This is a genomic window from Burkholderia sp. BCC1999, from assembly GCF_905339975.1.
Classification (GTDB): Bacteria; Pseudomonadota; Gammaproteobacteria; order Burkholderiales; family Burkholderiaceae; genus Burkholderia.
Genome location: NZ_CAJPHP010000042.1, coordinates 1 through 23,092 on the forward strand (window position 1 = coordinate 1; position 23,092 = coordinate 23,092).

The following is a 23,092-nucleotide window of genomic DNA, read 5'->3' on the forward strand; positions in this document are numbered from 1 at the left end:
TTCGACGGGCGCGGATCGCAACGCGAGCGATTCCCTATAGATATGACGTATGTCCGCCTTTCCATCTATATAGAGGCCAGCGGAACGGACAAGGAACCTGGCGCTGTCGAGTATCATGCCGCGACCGAACCACGCACTCATATCGACGATGGACAGCACGACTCAATCCGGCGACGCCGATCTTCGCGACGAATATGCGGCGCTGCGCGAACGCGCCATCCTGCTGGAAGAACAAACACCACCGCTTCTTCAGCGCATCTCGGATGTACTGCCGCGGATCAGCGGCGAATCCGAACTGGCGGACGAGCACCGCGAACGACTGGTCGGCGCGCGCAACGCGGCGATGGTCTCGATCGAAAACTATCAGCAGGCCATCCCCTTCCTGCAGACGGCCGATTCGATCATCGAGCAGCTGGACAAGACGCCCGAGCGCGATGAAGACATCGAGTGGCGTGAATCGCTGCTGCAACGGCTCGACGAGCTGATCGACGTCGCCGTCGTGATGATCAACGATGCGGAAGACTACTTCGAACAAGCGCAAGCCTGCGACCTGTCCAGCGTGCCGAAGTCCATCCTCGAGGATTGAACAGCGCAGCCGGGATTGCACGGCGCACCGGCTTCATGTCGTGCGCGCCGGCAATCCTGATGTTTGTCGGTCGACACTCGACGCCTGACGACATCAGCGCCAAGGAGACCGAACCTCTCCTGTAAAAGCTCACCTTGCCGTGGCACCTGCCCCGCAGTCGCCACGTTCCATCGCTAAAGTGAGTCGAGCACGATCGACTCGCTCACGATCGGCACGCGGATGTAGCCCCCCTCCGTATCACCATACGCATGCGCGTTCCCGTCGATCACATATTGCGCAGTCAACGCACAAAGGGTCGCGTCTCGCGCATCGACGGAGCGCAGCGTCGACACGTCGACTCCCAGCCGCACAAGCAATTGCTGGCGCTGGGTACGCTTCTGCTTCGCCGAGGCCACCGCCTTGCCCAGCATCGCGCAGGTAATCGCGTACGGATAGGTCTCGAAGCTCGCACGACCGCCCGCATAGTGCTCGCCGGTCAGCAATGGATAGGTGTCCGCCAGCGCGCGGTACACGCGTTCCCCGATGAACATCCAGTCGAAGAAGCCCGATGTGCTTGCGACGGCCTGCTCCCGCGACGGTGTCGGAAAACACGAGATCCGTTCGCGCGCGAGCGCCTGTTCGGCCGCCCGGCGGCCGACGCCCGTCCACCACACGCTCGGTGCGTCGACGCCGACGGCCACGACATCATGGGCAACACACAGCGCGGGCACCGCCTCGGGTGCAATCCGCGCTTCGCGGCAGACGACCGTCGACCCGCGCAGAATCACGAGGTCGCATAACTTCTTGTCGCCGCCGACGTCGACACCCGCCACAGCGGGCACTTGCCGCACGGCGGCTTCGACGGATCGGGCCGATGCCATGCAGGAGCTTCAGTCCGCTGGCCGCGCACCGTATGCGGTGTCGAAGATCATCTCGAGACCGGGATGCACGCCACGCATCGGGTCGACGACCGACTTCGCCCAGTCGAAATATGCCTGCTTGCGCTCGAGCGGCCAGTCCGCGGGCGGATGCTGCGCGATGTCGCGCAGGTTGCAGATCTTGTCGGCGAGCTTCACGAGCTTCGCGCGCCGGCTGATGGTCGACGCATGCTCGACCTGCAGGCGCTTGCGCTCTTCCTTCGGCAACGACTTGTCGTCGGTGACTTCCATCACGATGTCCGCCACGTCCTTGCCGAACAGCCGCAGCAGTTCCTGCTCGGTCGTCTCCGTGTCCTCGACCGTGTCGTGCAGCACGGCCGCGACGATCACGCGCTCGTCCTCGATACCGGCCTCGTTGGCCAGCACGTCGGCGAGTGCGATCGGATGGTTGATGTACGGCGACGCCTCTTCGTCCTTGCGACGCTGATTGCGATGCTTGTCCGCCGCGAACGCGATGGCGGCTACCAGCTTTTTCATATTTTCCCCTCGTGTGGCCAGACCCGCGACCGGTTGCCCCGGCCGCGCGCCTTTCGGAACCGCTCATACTACCTGTACGCGATGACCCCTCCCGTGTGCCGGCATCCCGGCACACCCCCGCATCACGCGCCGGCCGGCGCGCGCTGCAACTCGACCACGTTGACCCGCGCGCCGAAGACGTCCCGCACGAGCGGCAGCAGGTGGTCGTGGTGCGTCAGGAACAGCACCTGGGTTCGCGTCGACAGATCGCGCAACGCATCGAGCCCGGCCTTCGCGCGCGCATCGTCGAAATTGATGAACAGATCGTCGGCGACGAACGGCAGCGCGGTCCGGCTGCCGAGCTGCAGCTCCAGTGCCGCGATGCGCAGCGCGAGGAACAACTGGTCGCGCGTGCCTTCGCTCAATCCCGCCACCTCGACCGACGTTCCCTTCGTGCGCCGCGCATACAGCGCAGGCGGCGTCCGTTCGGTATCGACGGTCAGCTTCGCGAATTCGCCGAGCGTGAGCCCCGCGAAGATCTCGCCCGCGCGCCTGAGCATCGGCCCCTGCTTCTGGTCGCGATAGCGATCCGTCGCCCACTTCAGCAAGCGGCTCGCGGTGGCCGCCTCCAGATACTGTTCAGCCGCATCGCCCATCGCCGCCAGCGCTTCCTGCCGTTTCGACTCGGCGACGGCCGCATTCGCCTGGCCGTCGATCGCGCCGAACGCCTGGTCGGCCACGACCTGCTGCTGCGACAGCTCGTTCAACCGCTTGCCGACATCGCCGAGCGACTGCTTCACCGCTTCGAGATGCGCCGGCACGTCGGCAATGTCCTGCTCCGCGACCTCGGCTTCGACGGCGGACCGGGAAAGCCCGTCGCCATCGCGCACCAATGCCTCGTGTGCGGCGTCGACCGCCTGCCGAAGCTGGCGCTGACGATCCGAGCGCTCGGCCAGCGGCAGCGCCGCGTCGATCGACGCGACACCGGCCAGCTGAAGCAGCGGCTGAATTCGTGCATCCGCACCGGCCACCGCGGCGACCGCGTCCGCAACCTTGCCGTCTGCCTGCCGCACGGCCTCGTCGGCACGCCCGATCGCGCGTGCGATTTCCCTGGCGGCCGCGAGGCGCATCGTCAACCGTCGCGCGACGTCCGGCCAGTCGCCGCTCGCGAGCCATTCCGGTGCAAGCGCTTCGGCAAGCCGCCGCGCGCCGGCCTCGAGCGCGGCCAGTTCCGCGCGGATCGCGGCGATCCGGTTGCGCGGCGCGTCGGCATCGGCCAGCTCGGCCGTCACCGCGTTCGCCAGCCCGAGCGCACCTTCCGCCGCGGCCAGCGTCGTCGCGCTCGCGGACAGCTTCGCGTCAGCCAGCGCGTCATGCCATTGCACGCGCCATGCATCGTAGGCCGTCTGCGCATGGCCGGCCCGCGATTGCGCCGTCGCACAGCCGCGGTCGGCTTCCCTCGCGCGGTCGTCCAGGCTGTCCTTCTGTGCAATCGCCTTCTCGGCCGACTGCACAAAGGTCTCGGCGATCGCGACGAGCGCGGCCAGCCCATCCGACTCGCCACCGCGCGATACCGTGCGCAGCGCCGCACGCAGCGCTGATTCCGCGCCGGCCCGGGCAGCACGCATCGCGTCGAATTCGCGGCGCTGACGGTCGAGATCCGCCTGTGCGGCGAACACCGTTTCGCGCTTCGCGAGCCAGTCGCCCATTGCCGCCAGCGGCATGCCCGGCACTGCGGCCGTCGTAGCGAGTGCGGCCCAGGCGTCGCGATGTGCAGTCAGGCCGCGCTCGCGTTCGTCCAGCGCGGCCTGCCGGCGTGCCACACCCACACGTGCGGATTCGACCTGCTGACGCAACGATTGCAGCGTCGCGGCCGCCTGCGTGGCACCGAGCTGTGCGTCGACGAGTTCGTCGGCGAGGCGAATCGCGTCGTCGACTGCCGGAGCGCCCGTGGCGAGATCGACTGCGCCGCTGCGGATATCTCCCCACGCGCCATCGCGTCGCGCGCGCGCCGCCAGCACGTCGGCGGTCGTGACGACCTTGTGGTTCTCCGCGAAATGCTTCTCCTGCAGTTCGAGCCGCTCGAGTTCCTCGAGTGCGCTGTCCCGTGCGTCACGTGCCGCAGCGGCCGCGCTCGCGTGCTCGCTGTCTTCCTTCAGCAGTGCGCCGAGCCGCGCCGCCGACGGCACGTCGAGCACGCGCAGCGTATCGACCGGCATGCGCCAGTGGCCGAGCGCATCGAGCGCACCCGACAGCGTGCGTTCGGCGGCAGCGATCTCGTGCTCCAGCGCCTGCTCGCGCTGGCCGCTGTTGCGAAAGCCTTGCGCATCGGCCAGCGCCGCGCGCAGCGCCTCCGGCACGTCGACGGTCGACAGGCGCGCCTGCTGCTCCTGCACCTGCGCAAGCTCGCGCGTGCGTTCGTCGAGCGATTCGCGCGCACCGGCGAGCGCCTGGTGCAGCGCGCCGTGTTCACGCAACAGGTTCGCGACGGTCTTCAGCGACAGCGCCGTCGGCAGCGCCGCGCGCAGCGACGCTTCGTCCGTCGGCCAGTCGAGCTGGTCGGCCGCCGCACAAGCGGCGGACACATGCCGCTCGACGTCCGCGCCGAGCAGAAGCAGATCCTGCGCATGATTCATGCACGCACCGCGCAACCGGTCGAGCGCTTCTATATCGGCTTCGAGCGCCAGCGTGTCGGCGTCCGCATCGATCGCATCGCGCGCCTGCCGTTTCGCAAGCAGGTCGGCGCGCCGTTCTTCGAGCACCTTCTGCTCGGCCGCGAGATCACCCTGCGCCTTCAGCAGATCGGCATACGCGGTCGGCGGCAACTCGACGACCGCGCCCAGTTCGGCCAGCGCGGCGTCCTTGACCGTCAGCTCCTTCAGATACGGCGCGAGCCGACGCACGCGTTCGAGCTTCGAGCGCAGCGTTTCGAGCCGGCGCTGTTCCGCACGCGCCTGCTCGATCTGCTGTTCGACCGCTTCGCGCGCGTCCTTGCGATCGACCCAGTCGCGCGTGCGCACCTGGACCGTTTTCAATTCGGTCACGGCCTCGTTGAACGACGTTTCGGCCAGCGCAAACGCACTGCCGCTCCGACGCGGCGCCCACAGCTCGACCGAGCGCGCATCGAGTTCCTCGCGCACCGGCCCGAGACTGCCGACGCCGGCGGCCGATTCGAACAGCACCTGCCCGAGCTTGTCGGATGCATCGAGAATGCTTCGGCCACCGTCGACCAGCCGCCCGTGATCGAGCCCGAACATCTGCTCGAAGAATTCACGCGTCGCGCCATCGAGGATCGCGGCGAGGTAATCGTCGGACAGCTTGTCGTCGGCCGGCGTGCGCAACGGACTGCGTCCGCGCGCGCGGTGAAACGCCAGTTCGCCGCTACCGTTCTCCAGCACGCCGCCGATCCGCAGCTCGGGCGTGCTGTGCAGGAAATCGAGCGGCGTCTGGAGCTTCATCCCGAACAGCAACTCGGACACGGCCGTGCGGATCGTCGACTTGCCTGCCTCGTTCGGCCCGACGATCACGTGAAAATCCTCGCTGGCCGACGGGAACCGCAGCGTCTCGTCGGTGAACTTGCCGTACTTGATCAGATCGAGTTGGCTGATGCGCATCGCTTACTCCCCCCTCGCCAGCCGCGCGAGCAACGCGGGCCCGACCTGTTCGACCAGCGCCGTCAGCTCGCCGGCGCGCGCCATCGCCAGCAACGGCACCTCCTCCTTCACGTCGCTGCGCACCTTGCCGACGAACGGCTTCAGGTCGCGTTCGAGCAGCGCGAGGAAATCCGGATCGTGCGCGGCATCGGCGAGGATCTGCTTCAGATCCTCCAGCGCTTCGAGCTGCTCGCTTTCGCCCGGCTGGTGATCGGCGGCGGACGTCGCGAGCCGGACCTTCTCCAGCCACAGCCGCTCGTTGCCGATGATGCCGATCTGGTTCAGCACCTCCGCGCGCAACTGCGGCGCGCGGCCAAAAAAGAGACCGTGCGCGGGCGTGCGCCCCGTGACCGTCACGCGCACCGCGCGCGGCACATGGCCGTCGACGGTCAGCAGCGCCTCCAGCGACTGGCCGATCTTTCTCGACAGATCGGCGACCGACAGGCAATCGGACGCGTCGACCGACACGGCTTCCCAACGCAACACGTCGAGATACAGGCGCTCGACCTGCGTGCGGCCTTGCTCGACCGTCACGAGCACCGCGCCCCGGCGGCCCGTCTCGCGGATGTGGCGCCCCTGCAGGTTGCCGGGAAACACGACGGTGGACGGCCCCGTCCACTGCTGGAACTCGTGCACGTGGCCGAGCGCCCAGTAGTCGTAGCCCTTCGCGTGAAGTTCGGCCAGCGTGCACGGCGCGTAGTTCGCGTGCGCGGCATAGCCTTCGAGCGCCGTGTGCAGCACGCCGATGTTGTAGTAGCCGGGTACCGGATCCGGATAGCCGATCGCGAGATTGTCGACGACGGCCTTGTCCTTGAAGCTCTGCCCGTGCAGCGCAACGTCGAATTCGGGCAGCTTGACGGTTTCCGGCTTGCGGTGGCCGAACACGGTGACGTTGTCCGGCAGCGTCAGCTTCTTCGTCATCTCGCTTTCAGCATCGTGGTTGCCGCCGAGCACAAATGCGCGGATGCCGGCCTTGCGCAGCCGCCCCATCTGCTGGCCGAAGAAGATGCCCGTGTTGTGATCCTTCCAATCGCCGTCGTACAGGTCACCGGCGATCACGAGAAACGCGACTTCCTCTTCGATCGCACGATCCACGAGCTGCCGCAGCGCCTCGCGCGACGCGTTGCGCAACTGCGCGGCCGGCGCGTCGGGATACGCGCTCAAGCCGTGCAACGGGCTGTCAAGGTGAATGTCTGCCGCGTGGATGAACTTCACGAAGATTCCTCTGTTTCATGACGAAGGGGGAAGGCCGCTCGAACGGGTGCAGCCGTCAACCGCAATCCTGGTAGCCACCGAGTTCGCCGCAATGGCGGCAACGAAACACATAAGCGGTTGGCGAGCCGTCCTTGTCGAGCGCCGCGAAAAAGCGTTCCCACTCAGCGCTGTCGTCGAGCCCGGTCGAGGCCTGGATGGCCGCGACGGCCTGGAGGCCGAGCGCCTTCAGTTCGTCAGCGCCGGCACGACCGATGAACTGCGCGCCGTCGCCGCAATGCGTCCACCATCGCTCCTGCTGCCAGCCCTGAAAACCCGGCGTGCGATTCGCGATCTCATCGACGACTGCTTCGGGCACCGCGTCCCATTCGTCGCCGCCGATGCCGCCCGTGTCGGTAAAACTTGCGTCGAGCCGCGTGTGCGCCGAGCCGTCGGCGATGCACCACGGGCAGATGCACTGCTCGTAGTCGTCGACCGCATACACCGGGCCGGCGTAAACGTAACCGCGCGCATCGCCGCAGCATGCACAACGTACGTCCGCGGCGATCACGCTGCCCGTCGCGAGCGGGTCGGGATGGTACCTGAAAGCGGGTAACGACATGGAATTCTCCGTCGGTCCGGATGATCGGGAAGCACACGCGGCGGATGCAAACGACCATTGTGCCGCAGCACGATCGCGTTACCGCGAACTTTCGACCTCGACAAACGTACCGTTCACGAATCGATAGACGCGATGCGTGGCGCCGTCGTGCGCGACATATTCCCATCGGTAATCGATGCCGGCCGGCGCGTCGCGCCACGTGATCGCCCGATACGGCGATCGGGTTCCGGATTCGGTTTCGAGCGAAACGGAGTCGAGGCAGCCTTGCACGGGCAGCGAGAAGCGCTGCACCGCCCGGGTACCGTGCAGCGCGCCAGCACGTATAGCGTACCTTCTTCGCCTGCGCCGCAATACCCGGCCGGACGGCTGGTTGACGATCGGTTGACAATCGGTTGATGACGACCGGCACATGATCGCTGCCGTCGATCCGCTTCGCACGATCCGACGGGAACGCCACGCTCGATGCGTCGGCCAGCGCACGCCGAAGTGCGGCCGGCACGCTCAACGCCGATGTCCTCTTGCCTGCCGCGTCGACCTCGATCAACCTCCAGGACCGCGCCGCGTACGCCATGCGAGAACACGTACACGGCCGATCGGCTACATGCCGTCACTCGCCGCGCGGGACGGGCGGCGGTGCGAAGCCGTTGTCGTTGCCGGGGAACGGATTCGCGTTGCGGCGCAGTGCTTCCTCGTCGTTTTCTTTCTGCGCGAACAGCGCAACGCCGATCACGCCGACGTTCGCGGCATCGCCGTACTTCGAGTTCGCGACGTAGCTGTCCGGCACGGCCGCAAAGCGGAACGCAGCGACTTCGTCGCGACTCTTACGGAAGCCCTCGATCGTCAACGTGCGGCCCGGATACAGCACGTAGCCGCCGTTCGTATAGCTGCCCGGCCGGCCCGACAGCACGTCGAGCCCGTCGACCGTCGACACGACTTCGAACGTGCGGCGCCCCTGATTGCGCAGCACGATGATGTAGCGCGAACCCTCGACGCCCGCCATGTGCCAGCGGCCGTTGCTACGTGCAAGACGCAGCGGCGCACCCTTTTCGTCCGTGAACGACAGCGCGATGTCGCCATTGGCAAGCGCGACGCGAGTCGGCAGCCGGCGAACCTGCGAGGCCGGAGGATGACCCGGCAGTGCATCGTTGTAGTAGACCGACGCGAGATCCGTCGGCTTGGTGGAATCCGCGCGCTCGAACTCGACCTGGCGGGTTTCGGATCGCACCGACTCGCCCCACGCGGTACCGAGCCCGCGGCGTTCACTGGCGTCAGGTGCGGCGGCGGACGCGGCGTTACTGGCGGACGGCGGGGGCGGCGCCGCGCAAGCGGCCAGCCAGAGCGCGCAGCCAAGCGCGAGAAGACGGAACAGGATGGTCATGACGTGATGCCTCGGAATGTTATCGGACCGCGCCGGGCCGGCCGGAGCGGCGTTTTGGTGTCGTCTGTCGTCACGATGTCGATCGGACATGCTTGCCCTTGTTGGCCGGTACCGCCATCCCGGCGGCCCCGCAACCGGGTGCCCCGCTATTTAAGCATGGCGAGCGGGCAATGGGCAGGGGCCGCGCGCGCCAATAAAAAAGCCCGGCCCGCATCAATGCGGGCCGGGCCTTGACGGAATGCGTGCTGCTTACAGCGCGCCGCCTTGCGCCGACGCCGAACCCTTCACGCCGACCGATGCGCCGCCCTGCACTGCGTTCGTCGTGCCTTCAAGCGCTTCGCCGGCCTTCGCCTTCGCGCCGCCCGCAACGTCGCCTGCCGTCGACATCGCGCCTTGCGCGTGGTTCTTCGCCGAACTTGCGACGTGCTTCACGTGCGATTTCGTCGAGTGAACGGCCGATGCCGCGGCATCCTTCGCCGTGCCGGCTGCCGAGCCGACCGCCTGCGTCGCGCCGCCGACCGCATTGCCCGCGGCCGAGCCGACGCCGCCAACCGTCTTGCCGACGCCGTTCAGCGCGCCGCCAACAACGTTGCCCGCGCCCGAACCCGAGCCCGCCGCGTTCGCGCCGGCACCAGCCTGCACACCCACACCGCCGCCGAGCAGCGGCGTCTGGACTTGTGCGCCGACGCCAGCCGAACCCTGTGCGCCAGTCTGGGCCGTCTGTGCAAAAGCAGCCGAAGTCGCCATCGCCGTCAGAGCGGCACCCAGCAGAATCGTATGGATCTTGTTCATGGTCATTCTCCCCAAAGACGTTGTTGCTGCGGGCCGCCTTCGTGCGGCTTGTCGCATGCCTCACCGCGAAGTGCGGCAGGTGGAGCTAATGTAGCGGCACCGACGCGCAAAACGATTGAATTGCGGGGACTGTTACTTCGGTTGCAAATGCTGACGATTGACTCACACTGTTTGACAATCGGGGACTTGCAGCAGGATGGACACCGTATTGGCCGGTGAACGGGAGCGGACGCTCCGCGATGGCGATCGGCCCGATCGTCACGTATCGGGACATCCGGCAGTGAACCGACTGGCTGACACGCAGGCAGCTTTTATCGGCACTCCGAAGGACATGCGTTGCTCGGCCATCCCTGCAGCCTCGCCATGAAACACGGCCCCGACTGCCCAACGGCAGATCGGGGCCGTGCGCGTCCCACCCGATTACGGCCGGAACGTATCGCCGAGCACGACGCCTTCGCGACGCGGGTCGGTGCCGCCTTGCAGCGCCGACGACTGGCCGACCGTCACGCGCATCACCGTATTGACGCCGCTCGCCTGCGCGGAAGTCGATACCTTGTGCCCGAGCGCGAGCAGCCCCGTGATCAGCGGATCGTTCGCACCGTTGTTCGCCGTGTTGACGTTCGGATGCTCGCCGCCGATCGTGGTCGTCGGGCTGTTGCTCGCGCCGAAATCGACGAGCCCCGCGGACTGCTGCGCGTCCAGGCCCCAGTCGAGCGCGCCGACGAGCGTCTTGACCACGTATTGCGGAATCGTGCCGCCACCCGGCGAACCGGTCGCCATCACGAAGTCGCCGCGCGAGCCGTCGGCAGCCTGCCCGAACACGATCGTCGGCGCCATCGAACTGCGCGGCCGCTTGCCCGGCTGCAGCCGGTTGGCCACCGGATTGCCGGACGTGTCGAGCGGGTTCGCGGAGAAGTCGGTCAACTGGTTGTTCAGCAGGAAGCCGTTGGTCATGTGGAACGAGCCCATGCTCGACTCGACCGTGGTCGTCGCGCTCAGCACGTTACCGTCACCATCGACGATCGTGAACTGGTTCGTGCCATGCTCGATCAGCGTCGTGTCGACACCGAGCGGCACCGCGCCGAGATTACCGGGCTGCGCGGTGCCCATGCTCTTGGTCGTGTCGATCAGCGCCGCGCGCGATTTCAGGTACGGCTTGTTCAGCAGCGTGTCCCACGTGCCGCCCGGCAGCGGCACGAAATCCGTGTCGGCCACGTACTTGTCGCGGTCGGCATAGGCGAGCCGCTCGGCCTCGGTGACGAGGTGCACACCGGCGACGGTCGGCTTGCCGCCTTCGAGATCGATCGCGGTCGGCTTCAGCGACTTCAGGTCGAAGTTCTCGAGAATGCCGAGCGCCGATGCGACCGCGATGCCGCCCGACGACGGCGGCGGCATCCCGCACACCCAGTAGCTGCGATAGGTCGTGCACACGGGTTCGCGACGCTTCGCCTGATACGCGGCCAGATCCGCGACGGTCGTCTTGCCCGGCGTGAGCGTCGAGCCGTCCGCGCCCTTCGTCACCGCGATCTTCGCGACGATGTCCTGCGCGATCTGCCCGGTGTACAGCGCATTCGCACCCGACTGCGCCATCAGCGTCAGCGTGTGAGCGTATGCGGGGTTCTTCAGCACGGTGCCGAGCGTCTTCGGCGAACCGTCGGCGTTCAGGAAGTACGCGGCGGCCTCGGGGTCGCGCTTCAGGCTCGTGGCGTTCGCCGCGATCGCGTCGGCGAGCCGGCCGCCGATCGGGAAGCCGTTGGTCGCGAGCGTGATCGCATCGCCGAACAGGTTCTGCCACGGCAGGCGGCCGTGATCCTGCTGCAGCGCCTCGATGAGCCGCGGCACGCCGATCGTGCCGATCGAGCGGCCGCTCGCGCGCGCGTTCGGCAGCGGCACCGAATGGTCGGTCGTGTCGTCGACGTAGCGCAGATAGTTTTCCGTCGCGGCGGCCGGTGCGGTCTCGCGGCCGTCGTAGGCCTGCAGCGTCTTGCCGCGCGCATCGTAGTAGAGCAGCACGCCGCCCGATCCGAGGCCCGTCGCCTCGGGCACCGTCAGGCCGAGCACGGCCTGCACGGCGACGGCCGCATCGGCGGCCGTGCCGCCTTTCTTCAGCACCGCGCAGCCGGCCGCGCTCGCGTATGCGTTCGACGTGGCCACCAGGTAGGTCTTCGCATAGACGGGCTTCATCCCGGTGCGATAGCCCGACGACGCTTCCGGCAGCGACGGATCGCCCGGCTGGTTCGAGCCCACGACGACCGTCGCGCCGCTGTTGTCTACCGCGAGGCAGCTCGCATCGGTGGAAGGTGTTGTCGTGGGGCCCGCGTCGTTCTCGACGTCGCCGCCGCATGCGGTCAGCAGCGCGGCCGCGAGCAACATGGATGCATACGGAAAAATCGCTGTTCTGTTCATTGTGTGTCGATGTTCTTCTGGGTCGTTGCGATGGGCATCATCGCTGCCTGCGACCCCCTCGGTGCGCGGGCAGCGCGCTCGATAGTCCCATGAACAAAATTTTTTCCGCAATAAGGGAATGACGTAATGCAACCGGGCGTTGCGTGCGCAACGTCACGCGGCCGGCCTGCGGGTTCGCTTGTTGCACCGCATCGCAATCGAGCGGAGCGGTGCGGCCGGTGTCGCTATCGTGCCGCCCGGCGACGCTTGCCGGACACCCTGCCGTCAGGCGCGAATTCGCGTTCCATCGCTTCGATCGCCTCGGAGAAAAACTCGAGAAACATCGTCATCGCGACTGTCGCGCTCATGTCCGCCCGCTGGTAGATGCAGCTGAACGAGCGCGCGCCCGCATCGGCAAGCGGCGTCCACGCGAGCCGGCCGGCGGCGACGTCGTCCGCAACGTTCTCCGCGATCAGGAAGCCGACGCCCGCGCCTTCGGCCGCGAGACGCCGCACCATCGACACCGAGCCCGTCTCGACCAGCGGCCGCATGTTGCGCGGTTGTCGCGCATCGATCTGGTCGAACATCGCGCGCAGTTCGGTGTCGGGTGTCATCAGGATCAGCGGATGGGCGAAGCAGTCGCGCATCCGCACCTTGCCGCCGGACGACGCCAGCGGATGGCCCGGCGCCGTGACGACACCCAGCGGCTGCGCGAACGCGCGCACCTCGACCACGCCCGCTGCCGTGCGCCGGCGCAGCGCATAGCCGATGTCGACCTCGCCCGTCTCGACCCAGCGCACGATGCTCTCGCCGTTTCCCGAGCGCACGCTGTACGTGACGCCCGGGTAGCGCTGCATCGCGGCGAGGATCGCGTCGGGCACGAGCTTCTCGGCGGTCGAGGCAGGCACGGCCAGGTTCACGTGCCCGCGCCGCAGCGCGCGCAAGTCCTCGACCTGCGTCAGCGCATTGTCGAAGTCGCGCTGGCCGCGTCGCACGGCAGCGATCACGATCTCGCCGGCGAGCGTCAGCTGCATGCCGCGCGGCAGCCGGTCGAACAGCGGCACGCCGACCTGCTCCTCGAGATTGCGAATCTGCTGGTGCACCGCCGCGGCCGTCAGGTGCAATGCGTCGGCTGCCTTGCGAATCGAGCCGCGTCGTGCGACTTCGTCGAAACAGCGGAATGTCTGCGATATCGAACGCATGAAGGTACCGTTAAATTTTTTCGAACAGGCCGTCAAGAATAATCCGATTTTCCCGACACGCCGAATCGTCTAGATTCCGCTGCATTCCCGTATCCGATTCGAATGGAGACTGCAGTGACGACCGTCGACCAGATTACCCAGCGCCGCCGTGGCGTCGGCCTCATCGCCCACGATCCCGCACTGTCCGCGGGCGGCTACACGCTCATCGCGCCGCAGACGGCCGACGGCAACGTCTATCTCGTCGGCATCGACGGCGCAGTCGCCCATCAGTGGAAAATGCCCGTGCGCCCCGGCCGCCACGCGGTCATCCTCGCGAACGGCAACCTCGGCTACAACGGCAACCATCCGCGATCCGAATCACGCTACGCGCCGTGGTCGATGTGGCATGGCGGCGACTTCTACGAGGTCACGCCGCAAGGAGAAACGGTGTGGCGCTACGAGGATCCCGCGCATCACCACGATGCGCAGTGGCTGCCGAACGGCAACCTGCTCTACGCCGCGTGCGAGCCGGTCGATGCGGCATTCGCGCGGCGCGTGCCGGGCGGCACGCCGCACGGCGACGACGAGGTGATGTACACGGACGTGATCCGCGAAGTGAACCGGGCCGGACAGATCGTGTGGGAATGGCACGCGCGCGAGCACCTGCGACCCGAGGATTTTCCGATTGCGGCCGGCTTCGGCCGCTATCACTGGCCGCTCGTCAACGGCCTCGCGGTCGACGCGAACGGCCTCGTGCTGATGAGCCTGCGCACGACGTCGGGGATCATAGGTGTGAACCGCGAAACCGGCCAGGTCGACCTGCGGATCGGGCCGGACGTCGTGTCGCACCAGCATGCGCCGGTGCCGCTCGCGAACGGCAACATCCTCGCGTTCGACAACGGCAATTTCCGCCACGGCGCGCACGTCGTGTTCTCGCGCGTCGTCGAGATCGATCCCGCCACGCAACGCGTCGTGTGGTCGTATGCGGACGACGTCGTGAACCTGTTCTACACGCCGTTCATGGGCAACGCGCAGCGCCTGCCGAACGGCAACACGCACGTCACCGAATCGTCGACGGGCCGACTGTTCGAAGTGACGCCGGCCGGCGAAGTCGTGTGGGAATACGTGATTCCGTGGTTCGCCGAATACCCGGACGAAGCCGCGCGCAAGACCGGCCCCGGCCAGTTGAACAGCGTGTTCCAGACGTTCCGCTACAGCGCCGCGCAACTGCCCTGGCTGCGGACCTGACGCGCCGTTCGCCGTTGCATTCCAGCCATCGCCGCCGTTCGCTTCCGGGGGGCCTGCCGTGTCGCACGATCCAATCTCACCGCCCGTCGACGCACGGTTGCCCGCGTGGCAGCTCGCGCTGTTCGGGCTGCAGCACGTGCTGTCGATGGCCGCTTCGCCGATCACGGCCGTCTTCCTCATCGCGAAAGTCCTCTCGCTGCCGGCCGACCTGACCGTCCAGCTGATCGGCGCGACGTTCTTCGCATGCGGTATCGGCACGCTGGTGCAATCGCTCGGCGCCGGCCCGATCGGCGCGCGCATGCCGTTCGTGATGGTGCCCGGTGGCGCGCCGACGATGCTGTTCGCGGGCATCGCCGCGCAGTCGGGCCTGCCGACCGCTGCCGGCGCGGCGCTGCTCGCCAGCGCGTTCTACTGGGTGCTGCTGCCCGTGTTCACACGCTGCCTGCGGCTCTTTCCGCGCATCGTCGTCGGCGCGATGCTGTTGCTCGTGTCGGTCAACCTGATCCGGATCTACGCGACGATCGTCGTCGGCCAGCCCGGCTCGGCCGACTTCGCGCAGCCGCGCGCGCTGGGTCTCGCGCTGGCGACGATCGTCGCCACCGTCGTCGTCGCGGGTGCGTTCCGCGGCACGCTCGGCCGCCTCGCGGTGCTGGTCGGCTTGATGGCCGGCGCGACGCTCGGCTGGGCGCTCGATGCGATGCCGGCGCTCGCCGACGTGTGGCACGGCCCGTGGTTCACGCATCCGGTGTGGCTACCGTTCGGGATGCCGCGCTTCGACGTGCTGGCCGCGCTGCCGCTGCTGATCTTCACCGCGATCTCGATGGCCGAGGCGACGGCGCAGACGGTTGCCGTCGGCGAAACGTGCGGCAAGGCGATCTCGCTGACGCGCGACGTGCCGAAGACGATACGCGGCGATGCGCTGGCGTCGCTGGCCGGCGCGCTGTTCGGCACGCCGCTGATCGTGACCAGCGCCGAGAACATCGGCGTCGTGCAGACGACCGGTGTGCGCTCGCGCTACGTAACGGCCGCCGCGGGGGCGATCCTGATCGTCATTGCGCTGTTCGCGCCGCTCGCGCGGCTCGCGTATGCGATTCCGGCCGCCGTCGTCGGCGGCACCGCGCTGGTCGTGTTCGCGATGATCGGCGTGATGGGCATCCGGCTACTCGCCAGCGTCGACCTGCATGCGCGCGCCAACCAGTACACGCTCGCGGCCGCGCTGGTGGTCGGCCTCGCGCCGATCCTGGTGCCGAACCTGTATCGCCATTTCAGCGCGCCCGTGCAGATCGTGCTCGGCAACGGCATGGCGGCCGGCACGCTCGCGGCCATCGCGACGCAACTGGCGTTCGCCGCGCTTGCACGGCTGAGCGGACCGGCGCAGGCGAGCGTGACACCGGCACCTTCGCGCGACGCGTGACGGCGCCAGTGGGCTAGCGTAGTGCCCGCAGTGCTCCGGTCCGCTTGACGACTCCCTCGGTTCAACCGAAAATCGCCGCTCCCTCCTGGCGCGGGCACTCGATCCAGCCGGCACGTGCGTCTCCTCGACGCCGCCCCGGCTTCAGGTTTTCCAGTCCCGATCTCCGCGCCGTCGTACCCACGCATGCAAATCCGCCGGCCTGGCCGTGCACATTTACGCAGGTATCGCCCCGAACGCCGGCTCGTTGCCGCGCGGTCGCGCTTTCGCCTGCCCATTCATTTCGGAGTCCATTATGATCGTTCGTCTTTCCAAGGCAGCCATGGTGCTTGCCATGGCCTTGTTCGCGTCGCTCGTCGCGTTCGGCAACATCACCGATTACGCGACGAATTTCGCGTTCGTCCACCATGTGTTCCTGATGGACACGACTTTTCCCGGCAACGGGATCATGTATCGCGCGATCGGCGCGACGTGGCTCCATCACGCCGGCTATATCGGCATCATCTCGATGGAAACGCTGACGGCCGTGCTGTGCTGGATCGGCGGGGTCCGGTTGCTGCGCGCGCGCCGCGCCGGCGAAGCGGCGTTCCACGCGGCCAAGGCGTACGCGATCGCCGGCCTGACGCTCGGCTTCCTCACGTGGCAGGTTGCGTTCATGTCGGTCGGCGGCGAATGGTTCGGGATGTGGATGTCGAAGCAATGGAACGGCGTGCCGGACGCGTTCCGCTTCTTCATCACGTTGCTGCTCGTGCTCGTCTACCTGACGATGAACAACGACGGTATCGACGAGACGCGTATCGCACACTGACACACCGGTGGCGTCGCGCCGGCCGGACCGACATCGGGACGATTGCCGGCGTCACCGTCTCCGGCTATAAATCGTGAATGGACACGAATCTCTGGATTCACGACCCCGTCTGCGCGTTTCGCGCGTGGCAGGAAACCGCCGCGACCGGCGCCGGCCGCCGGCCGTTCGCGCCGCGTTCGGTCGTGCAGCACGTCGCGATGTTCGAGCGGTTCCTGCGCCACCTGATCGCACACCGTGTGTCGCTGGCCACGTTCGGGCCCGACCACGTCGCGGCCTTCCTGGCGGATCTCGACCGTACCTGCACGCCCGGCACATCGACGCGCGTGCGCTATGCGAAGCTGATCGACCGGCTGGGCCGGCACCTGGTCGACATCGGTGTGCGGACGATCCACCCGGCCGGCCGGACGACACGCGATTTCGCCTGGCCGGACGGCGAACCGGAGCCGTGCTACCTGCCGCCCGACGCCGACGTCGCACTGCAGCGCCATGTCCAGCCTCGACCGGAAGACACGCCCACCGAGTGCAGGAATCGCGCGATCGTCGCGCTGCTGCTCGCGAGCGGCATCACGTCGGCCGAAATTCGTGCGATGCCCTGCCACGCGCCCGACCTCGACACGCAACCACCGGCGTTGTCCGTACCGCGCGATCGCGCGCGGCCGGCACGCCGGATCGAACTTGCCTGGTTCGCGCTGGCGCCGCTCGCCGCATGGCGCATACATTCGGCGGGTACACCCGCATCGACGCGGCTGTTCCCCGCGCCGCGCGGCGGTGGCGCGATGAACGACATGTTCCTGCTGCTGGTGGTGCGCGACGCGCTGACCGCGATCGGCTTCCACGCAGCGGACATGAGCCCACGCGTGCTGCGCAACACGTATGCGCGCCGGCAGTTGCTCGCCGGCCACACGCATGCCGAGGTCAGCGCGATGCTCGGTCTCGTCAGCACGCGAACGGTCACGCGCATCCGGCAGACGCTGCCGCCGGACGCAGCCGCGGATCGCGCTGCGCACGAGCGCTGAACAGCGCGCGGTGCGCATCGTTTTCCTTCTCGTTCGCTATGCGCCCGGTTTCGACTGGATCAGGCGCAGGATCCGTGTGTCGTACGGCGATTGCATGACTTCCGCGATGCGGATGTCGGACGCGGCCGGATGCAGCGGATTCAGCAGGAAGTTGTGCGCGTGCGGCACGACGACGCTCGGCACGCGCAGCAGTGCGCTCGGCTGCGTGTGCAGCCATTCGGTGCCGGCGCTGCGGGTCCAGTCGACATTCGTTTGCCAGTCGTCCGGTGCGTCGCCTTCCGCGATTTCGGCGACATCCACCGAATCGGGCACGTCGATCCGAAGCAACTGGTAGCCGCTCGGCAATTGGGCAACGGTGGCGATTTCGAAGTGAACGAGCGTCTCGAGCAGGGCGAGCGCCGGATGCTCGGCGAGATACACGACGGGCTGCCCGGCAAAATGCCAGCGCCCGCCGGCCCGCAACCCGCCGATGCCCTTCAGATCGGCGTAATTGCTGATCCGCCACAGCGTCGTCAAGCGAAGTACCCCTCATCGATCTGCGTGAGGACTTCCTCGACAAGCCGCGCGCCATGCTCGGTGCTCGCCATGTCGAGCGACGTGCGGCCGCCGAAGCGCTGCAACCCGTTGCGCAGCCACGCCATCGCCTTGTCCTGATCACCGAACGTGGCCATCGCCTGTGCGACGATGCGCGCGAGGCGGATCGCCTTGTCGGATTCCTCCGGCGACAGGCGTTCGTGCGCCTGGCGACGATGGCTCAGCGTGCGGCGCGGAATGATGAATGCCAGCTCGTCCGATTTCAGCCCACGCTCGGACAGCCGGTCGATCACCGACACGTCTACGCGCGCGCTCGCCAGCTCGGCGAGATCGGCCCCCGAACGGACGCGGATCGCCAGCAACTGCTCGAGAATCGTGAATTCGGCCTGGCGCGGATGCGCGACACCCGAAGGATGAAAAGCAATGATGCTCATGACCTGCCTCCGGCAATTTGCCCATTCATTATAGGCGTTTTGCCGAGCACTTGCGGGGGCGGAGTGGGAAGTGCCGCTGTGGCCCGCCGGTTGGGGCCTTAGCCATAGGGTCGGATGTCCCCTGCTGCCTGGTAGCCGGTTGGGATGATCGCGAATCGAAGATTCGCCCCGAGGGGGTGTGGCTGTCATTCAGTATATAAAGTCCACCGGGATGCCTTTTAGTTGTCACGTAACAACTCTTTTACCGATTTATATCGCGCTGCCGAACACGCGTCCGCCATCGCACCATGAACATCCATTGACCGGAACGCTCGGCATGGCCACTCACCGCCCATCACGACGGAAACGCGTCGCCGCACCCTCCGCCCGGATGCGCGTCCAGATCGCGCGCTTCGCGTCGTCGCTCATGAACACCCAGTGCGAAACCTCGTTGGCAGTACGGCCGCACCCCTTGCAGATATCGTCGAACAGTGTCGAGCACACACCGACACAGGGGCTGTCGGGTACGTCGTGAAGCGTGGAAGCCATCGGAACTCTCGTCTTGGTTGAATATCCGGCAGGGAAACGTCCGCACTCCCATAGGCGGCTACCCTGCCCCCGGCGATGCAGCCCGCGCCGCATCGCCCGGCCCGCCCCGCTCATTTCGCCTCGGCCTCCAGTCTTGCCTGTTCTGCCACGATGCCCGCGCCATAAGCCGGATCGGCCTTAGTGCAGTTGTCGATGTGCGGTTGCCGAATGTCCGTCACGCCATTCGAGCGGGTCAGCTTTCTTTTGATGGATCCAACATAGTCGCTCCCATGCGTAATGAGTGAATCGCGATTCGCATTGCACGCACGATCCCGCTCAGTACAGGGAACCGTGCGCGATACCTGACGCAATCAGCCGGCCCACGCCGATGACCGGATCACGCTGCAGAAATTACCTGCGTGGAAATGCGGATCCTTGTCCGCGATCACGTCGGCCTTCACGTTGCCGAAGGTCGTGTCCGGCTTGTGCTTGATCCCGTCGTAGAACGCCTGGAGGATGTCTTCCTTGAAGTGCGGCGTCCGCGGATGCGCATGGACGACGGCCTCGCGCTCGACGTCGCTGTATTCCGGATACGTGAGGCCCAGCACATCCATCTCGACGCCCGCGGTGACGAGCGCGATCACCGGATGCATGTGCTGCGGAATGCCTGGCGTGGTGTGCAGCGCGATCGAGGTCCACACGACGTCGATGTCCTGCTGCGAGATGCCCTTGCCCTTCAGGAAATCGCGGGCGGCATTGGCGCCGTCCACTTCAAAGCGCTCGCATGCGCTGCTGTGCTTGTGCGTGAGCCCCATGTCGTGAAACATGCAGCCGCAGTAAAGCAGCTCGGGATCGTACTTGAGCCCACGACGCTGTCCTGCCAGCGCCGCGAAATAGTAGACGCGGCTCGAATGATGAAACAGCAGCGGCGAAGCAGTATCGCGAACGAGTTCGGTGATCTCGCGCGTCATCTGGCTATCGGGAATGGTGATGCCTGCAACGTTCTCAGTCATGATTGACCTCCATTGAAAACACCCCCGATTCTCCGGAGTCCGATAGCTGTCTTCAATAGACGTACTACGTCAAATCCTGCCATTTTGCATGACGAACGGACACGGGGCCCGCATGACCGGAAAGATGCAGGAAACGGGCTCAGCCTGCGCATCTCATACACGATCCGCGCCTCTATACTGCTACGCGTCACGTTCGTCACAGCATCCGATCATGCCGAAGGTCGTGGGAATTTTCGCCGTTCCTGGCGTTCAACTGCTCGACGTCTCCGCACCGCTCGACGTGTTTGCGCAAGCGAACGCCGAATGCGGGAAGCCGTTCTATACGTTGCGGATCATCGCGAGCGAATCCGGTCCGATCCGAAGTTCATCCGGTGCGCAGCTGCTGCCTGACTGGATCGTTCCCGACGTCCCGGAGCGCATCGACACGCTGCTGGTCGCCGGCGCGCCGAGCGCGGGCAACCTCTCGCTGCGCACCGACGTCCTCGCGTGGCTACGATCGGCGGCCGTGCAGAGCAAGCGCTACGGCTCGATCTGCACCGGCGCGTTCATCCTCGCCGCCACCGGCCTGCTGAAAGGGCGCCACCTGACCACGCACTGGGCCGCTGCGGACGCGCTCGCCGAAGCCTTTCCGTCGCTCGCCGTCGATGCCGATGCGCTGTACGTGCGCGACGGCAAGCTGCGCACGGGCGCCGGCGTCACGGCCGGGCTCGATCTCGCACTCGCGCTGGTCGAGGAGGATCTCGGCCGCGAGATCGCGCGGCGCGTCGCCGCGCAACTGGTGATGTTCTTCAAACGCCCGGGCGGGCAGCTCCAGTTCAGCCGCAAGGGCGAGGCGCGCCCCGCCGGGCGCTCGGTGCTGCAGGAGGTGCAACGCTGGATCGCGGCGAATCCGGAACTCGAGCATTCGGTGGCCGACCTGGCGAAGCATGCAGGCATGAGCCCGCGCCACTTCGCACGGCTGTTCCGCGCGGAGGTCGGCATGACGCCGGCCGCGTGGGTCGAGGCAACCCGCATCTCGGCGGCCCGCCAGTTGCTCGAGAACGGCCACGACGCGCCGAAGCAGGTCGCTGCGAAATGTGGCTTCGCGAATGTCGATACGCTCAGGCGGTCGTTCACCCGGCACGTCGGGATCACGCCGGCCGAGTACCGGAAACGGCAGGCGGTTCCTGTCGAGTGATGCGGCAACGCATCGGCGACTCCGGCCGCGTCATTCACATACTTCGGAATGCGATGCAATTGAATGTCGCGCGGCAACAGGCATGTTGGCGGCACTGAGCCGAACCCCTGTCGGACCGGATCCGACGCCCTCATCTGCGCACACCGACGGGGCGGTCAGCCATTCGTTACGCCCACAATCGTCAGACAAAAAGCCGCCCGCGCGGATCGTTTACCCAGTTGCAATAATGATTCACTGGAACGCGTATTTCCCGCCGGTAACGCGATCGCTACGATGCAATCAACCGCTTAACGCAACGAGCGAAGCGAGAAATCAATGAAACCGGAGGTCACCATGAAGTCGTTCATCACCGCTGTCGTCGCCGCAACCGCCCTGTCCGCCTCGTACGGCGCATTCGCACAATCGAACCCGTCGGACCAACTGACGCGCGCGCAAGTCCGTGCTGAACTCGTCCAGCTCGAACAGGCCGGCTACAAGCCCGAAGTCTCCGATCAGTATTACCCGCGCGCACTGCAGACCGCCCAGGCCCGCGTGACGAACGCCGATGAAGCCGGTTACGGCGCGCAAGCTGCCGCCGGCGTGCGTGCCGGCCGCGCGATCGCAGTCAAGCAGGAAGGCCGCGACTCCGTCTATTTCGGCCAGTAAGCCGGACCCGCGCCCGCGTATTCCGATACGCGCGCCGCACCCGCAACACCCCGCTCCCGTTCATCGGGGCGGGGTGTTTGCTTTCCGGTCGCCCGCTCCGTGCACCGATCGCATCCGGCACGGCGCCGTTCACGCAAGTAGCCGGTGTTTGCGCATAGAATGGCCGCGTGGTCGGCGCCGGCCGACTCGAACGCGCGCGGAACCTCGACCTCGGGATGCCCGATCGTCGCCGTGCCCGCCGGCCGGCCGGCCCGATGCCGCACTCAGCGCATTTTTCGAAAAGGAGCGGTTTCATGTCTCAAACATCCAGTTCCATGATCACGTTTCGCCGCCCGGACGGCCAGGAACTGCAGGGCTATCTCGCGACGCCCGCAAAGACCGAAGGCGCGCCTGCCGTCGTCGTCATCCAGGAATGGTGGGGGCTGAACGACCAGATCCGCGGCGTCGCCGACCGCCTCGCACGCTGCGGCTACTTCGCGCTGGTGCCCGACCTGTATCGCGGCAAATCGACGGTCGAGGAAGAAGAAGCGCACCACCTGATGACCGGCCTCGATTTCGGCGATGCCGCATCGCAGGACATTCCCGGCGCCGTCACGTATCTGAAGACGCTGGCCTCGCGTGTCGCGATCACGGGCTACTGCATGGGCGGCGCCCTCACGCTGCTGTCGCTGCAGTACGCCGATGCGGACGCGGGCGTGACGTGGTACGGCCTCCCGCCGCTCGACTACATCGATCCGGCGAAGCTCAAGGTGCCGCTGATGGGCCACTGGGGCACGCAGGACGCGTTCTTCGCGATCGACCAGGTCGACGCGCTGGAAAAGAAGCTGACCGATGCGAAGGTCGGTTTCGAATTCCATCGCTATCTCGCCCATCACGCGTTCGCGAACGAAACGGCCGTCGGCCCCGGCCGCATCGCGGGCACGCAGTTCGATCCGGTTTGGTCGCAGATCGCGTGGGACCGCACGCTCACGTTTTTCGGCCGCACGCTGTGGGCGAAGCAGGGCTGACGTAGCGCGGCTTTCCGCTCGAATTGCTCTGCAAAAAGAAAACGCCACGGACCTTCGTCCGTGGCGTTTCCGTTTCCGCGACCAGCCGGTTGGAAGGACAAGCGCGCTAAACCGCTCCTGCCCTTCCCTGT

Annotated in this window: 22 protein-coding genes; 8 read left to right on the forward strand and 14 right to left on the reverse strand. The window is 66.8% G+C overall.

Features of this window, described 5'->3' with window-relative positions; genetic code table 11:
* The first annotated feature begins 148 nt into the window (after positions 1-148).
* A complete protein-coding gene (locus tag U5809_RS34160; RefSeq protein ID WP_282512487.1) occupies positions 149-586 on the forward strand; it encodes an ATPase in 438 nt (145 codons plus the stop codon).
* Positions 587-759: 173 nt separating this feature from the next.
* Here the strand turns inward: U5809_RS34160 and U5809_RS34165 are convergent, their stop codons facing one another.
* The 10 genes from U5809_RS34165 to U5809_RS34210 form a co-directional block, all read right to left on the reverse strand.
* Positions 760-1,446, reverse strand: a complete 687-nt coding sequence (locus U5809_RS34165) for a DUF429 domain-containing protein (protein WP_322089792.1) — start codon at positions 1,444-1,446, stop codon at positions 760-762.
* Positions 1,447-1,455: 9 nt separating this feature from the next.
* Positions 1,456-1,980, reverse strand: coding sequence for an HD domain-containing protein (locus U5809_RS34170; RefSeq protein WP_176051800.1), 525 nt, complete (start codon positions 1,978-1,980; stop codon positions 1,456-1,458).
* Positions 1,981-2,102: 122 nt separating this feature from the next.
* A complete protein-coding gene (locus U5809_RS34175; RefSeq protein ID WP_322089794.1) occupies positions 2,103-5,573 on the reverse strand; it encodes an ATP-binding protein in 3,471 nt (1,156 codons plus the stop codon).
* Positions 5,574-5,576: 3 nt separating this feature from the next.
* Positions 5,577-6,827, reverse strand: coding sequence for a DNA repair exonuclease (locus tag U5809_RS34180; protein WP_322089796.1), 1,251 nt, complete (start codon positions 6,825-6,827; stop codon positions 5,577-5,579).
* A 55-nt stretch (positions 6,828-6,882) separates the two neighbouring features.
* A complete protein-coding gene (locus U5809_RS34185) occupies positions 6,883-7,425 on the reverse strand; it encodes a CbrC family protein (RefSeq protein ID WP_322089797.1) in 543 nt (180 codons plus the stop codon).
* A gap of 78 nt (positions 7,426-7,503) precedes the next feature.
* Positions 7,504-7,836, reverse strand: a complete 333-nt coding sequence (locus U5809_RS34190; protein ID WP_322089798.1) for a hypothetical protein — start codon at positions 7,834-7,836, stop codon at positions 7,504-7,506.
* A 196-nt stretch (positions 7,837-8,032) separates the two neighbouring features.
* Positions 8,033-8,803, reverse strand: coding sequence for a hypothetical protein (locus tag U5809_RS34195; protein WP_322089799.1), 771 nt, complete (start codon positions 8,801-8,803; stop codon positions 8,033-8,035).
* A gap of 249 nt (positions 8,804-9,052) precedes the next feature.
* Positions 9,053-9,595, reverse strand: a complete 543-nt coding sequence (locus U5809_RS34200) for a hypothetical protein (RefSeq protein ID WP_322089800.1) — start codon at positions 9,593-9,595, stop codon at positions 9,053-9,055.
* Positions 9,596-10,015: 420 nt separating this feature from the next.
* Positions 10,016-12,001, reverse strand: coding sequence for a gamma-glutamyltransferase family protein (locus tag U5809_RS34205; RefSeq protein WP_322089801.1), 1,986 nt, complete (start codon positions 11,999-12,001; stop codon positions 10,016-10,018).
* 224 nt (positions 12,002-12,225) lie between these two features.
* On the reverse strand, positions 12,226-13,182 hold the full coding sequence (locus U5809_RS34210; RefSeq protein WP_322089802.1) for a LysR family transcriptional regulator: 957 nt from the start codon (positions 13,180-13,182) through the stop codon (positions 12,226-12,228).
* Positions 13,183-13,284: 102 nt separating this feature from the next.
* Between U5809_RS34210 and U5809_RS34215 the strand changes: the two genes are divergently transcribed.
* From U5809_RS34215 to U5809_RS34230, 4 genes are all read left to right on the forward strand, one after another.
* Entirely contained in the window at positions 13,285-14,409 is a 1,125-nt protein-coding gene (locus tag U5809_RS34215) for an aryl-sulfate sulfotransferase (protein WP_322089803.1), read from the forward strand.
* A gap of 58 nt (positions 14,410-14,467) precedes the next feature.
* Positions 14,468-15,823, forward strand: coding sequence for a uracil-xanthine permease family protein (locus tag U5809_RS34220; protein WP_322089804.1), 1,356 nt, complete (start codon positions 14,468-14,470; stop codon positions 15,821-15,823).
* Between the two features lie 292 nt (positions 15,824-16,115).
* Complete coding sequence (locus U5809_RS34225) at positions 16,116-16,628, forward strand: DUF2165 family protein (RefSeq protein ID WP_282512462.1); 513 nt, start codon at positions 16,116-16,118, stop codon at positions 16,626-16,628.
* 77 nt (positions 16,629-16,705) lie between these two features.
* Positions 16,706-17,644, forward strand: a complete 939-nt coding sequence (locus tag U5809_RS34230) for a site-specific integrase (protein WP_322089805.1) — start codon at positions 16,706-16,708, stop codon at positions 17,642-17,644.
* 36 nt (positions 17,645-17,680) lie between these two features.
* On the opposite strand, the gene U5809_RS34235 is transcribed toward U5809_RS34230, so the two are convergent.
* The 4 genes from U5809_RS34235 to U5809_RS34250 form a co-directional block, all read right to left on the reverse strand.
* Positions 17,681-18,160 carry an RES family NAD+ phosphorylase gene (locus U5809_RS34235; protein ID WP_322089806.1) on the reverse strand — a complete coding sequence of 160 codons (480 nt, stop codon included), beginning with the start codon at positions 18,158-18,160 and terminating at the stop codon, positions 17,681-17,683.
* Positions 18,157-18,612 carry an antitoxin Xre/MbcA/ParS toxin-binding domain-containing protein gene (locus U5809_RS34240; protein ID WP_322089807.1) on the reverse strand — a complete coding sequence of 152 codons (456 nt, stop codon included), beginning with the start codon at positions 18,610-18,612 and terminating at the stop codon, positions 18,157-18,159. The genes U5809_RS34235 and U5809_RS34240 overlap by 4 nt, the downstream gene beginning before the upstream one ends.
* 324 nt (positions 18,613-18,936) lie before the next feature.
* A complete protein-coding gene (locus U5809_RS34245) occupies positions 18,937-19,140 on the reverse strand; it encodes a DUF1289 domain-containing protein (protein WP_322089808.1) in 204 nt (67 codons plus the stop codon).
* 350 nt (positions 19,141-19,490) lie between these two features.
* Positions 19,491-20,132 carry an HD domain-containing protein gene (locus tag U5809_RS34250; protein WP_282512447.1) on the reverse strand — a complete coding sequence of 214 codons (642 nt, stop codon included), beginning with the start codon at positions 20,130-20,132 and terminating at the stop codon, positions 19,491-19,493.
* Between the two features lie 211 nt (positions 20,133-20,343).
* Between U5809_RS34250 and U5809_RS34255 the strand changes: the two genes are divergently transcribed.
* The 3 genes from U5809_RS34255 (at position 20,344) to U5809_RS34265 (ending at position 22,961) form a co-directional block, all read left to right on the forward strand.
* Positions 20,344-21,309: a GlxA family transcriptional regulator gene (locus U5809_RS34255; RefSeq protein ID WP_322089809.1), complete on the forward strand. Its 966-nt coding sequence runs from the start codon at positions 20,344-20,346 to the stop codon at positions 21,307-21,309.
* A 333-nt stretch (positions 21,310-21,642) separates the two neighbouring features.
* Complete coding sequence (locus U5809_RS34260; RefSeq protein WP_282512444.1) at positions 21,643-21,954, forward strand: DUF4148 domain-containing protein; 312 nt, start codon at positions 21,643-21,645, stop codon at positions 21,952-21,954.
* A gap of 293 nt (positions 21,955-22,247) precedes the next feature.
* Positions 22,248-22,961: a dienelactone hydrolase family protein gene (locus U5809_RS34265; RefSeq protein ID WP_282512442.1), complete on the forward strand. Its 714-nt coding sequence runs from the start codon at positions 22,248-22,250 to the stop codon at positions 22,959-22,961.
* Positions 22,962-23,092: the final 131 nt, after the last annotated feature.